General features: G+C 51.8%; 4 protein-coding genes. 2 read left to right on the forward strand and 2 right to left on the reverse strand.

The genetic code is table 11. The features are described from left to right. The first annotated feature begins 219 nt into the window (after window positions 1–219). Window positions 220–846 carry a tyrosine-type recombinase/integrase gene (locus tag CR159_RS21215; protein WP_102075926.1) on the forward strand — a complete coding sequence of 209 codons (627 nt, stop codon included), beginning with the start codon at window positions 220–222 and terminating at the stop codon, window positions 844–846. Window positions 847–1008: 162 nt separating this feature from the next. Here CR159_RS21215 and CR159_RS21220 read toward each other — a convergent pair whose 3' ends face one another. Both CR159_RS21220 and CR159_RS21225 read right to left on the reverse strand, forming a co-directional pair. Continuing rightward, the gene (locus CR159_RS21220) at window positions 1009–2319 is read right to left on the reverse strand and encodes an MFS transporter (RefSeq protein ID WP_102075927.1); all 1311 of its coding nucleotides are present in this window, start codon (window positions 2317–2319) and stop codon (window positions 1009–1011) included. Between the two features lie 9 nt (window positions 2320–2328). Next, window positions 2329–2586, reverse strand: coding sequence for a metal-sensing transcriptional repressor (locus CR159_RS21225; protein WP_102075928.1), 258 nt, complete (start codon window positions 2584–2586; stop codon window positions 2329–2331). Window positions 2587–2832: 246 nt separating this feature from the next. On the opposite strand from CR159_RS21225, the gene CR159_RS21230 reads away from it, so the two are divergent. Further along, window positions 2833–3225, forward strand: a complete 393-nt coding sequence (locus CR159_RS21230) for a hypothetical protein (protein ID WP_143705504.1) — start codon at window positions 2833–2835, stop codon at window positions 3223–3225. The last annotated feature ends 64 nt before the right edge of the window (window positions 3226–3289 follow it).

Consider the following 3289-nt stretch of genomic DNA (forward strand, 5'->3'; position numbering starts at 1 on the left):
ATGCTCAGCTTCGTCGTACCGCTGACGGTCGTGACGCTGGTTGTTGTGTTGATCCGCCGCCCAGTAAAGAAAGGATAAAGCATAAAACTTTGCCCTCTATCACTAGCTAATGACTGCTATGGGTCGAATAGCGTCTGATCATATTTTCATTCGACAACCTATCGGGTTTTCGTGAGTATCAGCAAACTAAAACTCCTTTCCCTAAAAAAGGAGTTTGTCATGAAACCGAATACTCACACCGCCTTGACGCACGAGCCTTGGAACAAGGGCAAACTCGTTGGGCAAAAAGCACCATTAAAGCTCAAGGACATCTGGGCTATCCGTGTCCGACTACAACTGTCAAATGATATCCGTAATCTTGCTCTTTTCAATCTCGCGATTGACAGCAAGCTACGAGCGTGCGATTTGGTGAAACTACGAGTCCGAGATATCGGACACGGAGAACACATAGCAACTCGTGCGATTGTTATGCAGCAGAAAACCCAACGTCCTGTGCAATTTGAAATTACTGAGCAAACACGCGAATCGTTGGTGACGTGGATACGCTATAAACAGTTGCGCGCTGATGATTTCATTTTCTCAAGCAGGATTCACGCATCTTTGCACTTGTCGACTAGGCAATATGCTCGGATTGTAGATGCTTGGGTGACCGCCATCGGTTTAGATCCGACCGCATACGGCACGCACACAATGCGAAGGACAAAGGCGTCATTAATTTACCGACGTACAAAAAATCTCAGGGCGGTTCAATTGCTACTTGGTCATACCAAGCTCGAAAGCACGGTGCGATACCTTGGTATCGAAGTCGATGACGCGCTGGAAATGGCAGAGCAGACAGAAGTGTGATATTTACTTACAATCATCCAGGACAGCAGCCGGGATGGTCGCTGTCCGGCCAAGACCGGAAACACGTCGGCGAAGCTGTTTCGTGCCGCTCCATCCCGAATAGTTCAAATGCATGAGGAGCGAGGAGCCAAATTAAGAGTCCACGCGCTCCAATCAAAGTGCTTATTCGCGCGGCCAACTCCGGTGCAGATCATCCATGATAAGAAGATGGCGGTGCTCGCGCTGCGCGGCGTACTCCAGCAAGTGGGGATGATCGGGCGGCAAATCGGGGTGCTCGTGTGCGATGTCGGTTGAATCACTGGCTGGCCATAGCCTCAACGCCAACGCGACTCCGGCTAAACCGATTAGCGACATGGTGATGAATGTTGATTGCAGCCCGAAAGAAGCGCCAAAGCGCCCTGCCAATGGATAACAGATCAGCCAACAAGCGTGAGAGAGCGCAAATTGCGCGGCAAAAACTGCTGGCCGATCCTCAGCATGGGAGGAACGACGTAAAAGCCGTCCAGAAGGCGTCTGTGCCACGCTATAGCCAAAGCCTATCACCAGCCAGAGCGGCAACAATATCGCATAAGTCGGAATCAGTGCACCAATGGCGGTACCGAGAACCAGAACAGTCGCCCCCGTAACCATGACCAGTCTGTCAGAAACCTTGTTAAGCAGACCGGGCAGAGTCAGTGCGGCAATCATAGATCCACCGCCAAAGGCCGTTAACGCCCAAGCAACTTCAGTATCTCCAAGCCCAAAGCGAGCCTTCACGATAACCACTGTGTTCACAATCACCATGGCACCCGCTGCTGAAACCGCGAGGCTGATCGCCAGCAGCCCCCGCAGGCGCGGTGTGGCGAGATAAATACGAATGCCCCGCGTCGTGCGGTCCCAAATTCCTCTTTGTGGACCAGGAGTGGTCGTCGGAAGCGTGACACTGACCACAAGTGCGGCTGAAATAAGAAAACCGACAACCGTTCCGGCAAACAAGCTATGGAAGCTTATGACAGTCAGCAGCGCTGCCGCCAACATCGGAGAAATCAGATTTTCCAGATCGTAAGCCAGCCGTGATAAGGACAATGCTTTCGTATATTCCTCTTCGTCGGGCAGGATATCCGGGATGGTCGCCTGAAAAGTCGGTGTAAACCCAGCCGATGCCGCCTGCAAAACGAAAATCAGCAAATAGATTTGCCAAATTTCGGTCACGAAGGGCAGGCTGAGCGCTACGGCGGCTCGAACCAAATCGAGAGCAACAAGTAGCGAGCGCCTCGGCAACCGATCGGCAAAAGCCTGCGCAACCGGAGCAATTCCAACATAGGCGAGCATCTTGATTGCAAGCGCGGTGCCAAGAACTGCCCCCGCATCCGCCCCTGCCAACTCATAGGCAAGGAGGCCAAGCGCCACTGTCATCAGTCCTGTACCAATCAGTGCGATCACCTGTGCGGCAAACAAATGACGATAAATGCGGTTTTTCAGGATGGCAAGCATGAAATCCCTTCAAAGGAGTTTTGAAAGTGCTTTCATTTCGGCTAAGACAGAAGCCGTGTCATGATCCAGGCAATGGTCGATGTGGTCATGAATCAGAACACGTTTCGCCGCCGTCACCGCGCTTTCCACCGCTGTAAGCTGGCGAGCGATATCGAGGCAGGGTTGCTCGTCTTCAATCATGCCGATGACGTGCCGAAGGTGGCCCTCTGCACGTTTTAATCGCTTGATAAGATCGGGATGGGTTGAGTGCTTATGCGGCATTGTCATATGAGGATAATATCCCCCCCGGGGGGATGCTGACAAGAGGTCGATAGTCTGCCGGACGTTATTGACAACATAAACACCTACCGGGAAGAGCGTCCGACTAACTGAAAATGCTATGTCCGGAGTCTGTCATGGCCAGACGTGCAACGCCTGCTACAATTCGATCCGCTAGATATGTTGTATTTATTGGTGGTTCCCGTTCCATGAACGCGGACCAAGCTCGCAAATCAGGCAGATACGATAAATTTCATGCAAAACTGGTTCGGCCGATCAGCAATTCGCTTTATCACTGCGATTGCAATGATTCTGAGCATTTTGGCGACTCTGCCGATGGCACATTCAGCGTCGCATGATCCGCTTGCACTGGCTTATGCGGAAAAACTGCGTCATGCCGAGCTGTCTTCAGAGATTTCTGATCATGGGCATAGCCACGACTTCGGCCTAGAAGAAGAAAAACAGGCCGGCCATCTGCACGGCCATAATGCAGTTGATCACTCACATGAAATACAAAATCTTCCTCCGGAAGTAGCGGTTGCGCTAGCGCCCATACCCCAAACATGGGATCTGGTGCCGTCGCCCTCCAAGCTGCCTCACCATAGCTTTCTTCTTGAGCGTCCTCCGAAAGCCGGTTTCCTTACCTGAAAACTGGTCGATTCAAGACCATTTCAACTTCATCGAAACTATCGGAGTACTCATGTTTAGACCC

It is taken from the genome of Pollutimonas subterranea (assembly GCF_002849655.1).
Taxonomy (GTDB): Bacteria; Pseudomonadota; Gammaproteobacteria; order Burkholderiales; family Burkholderiaceae_B; genus Pollutimonas; species Pollutimonas subterranea.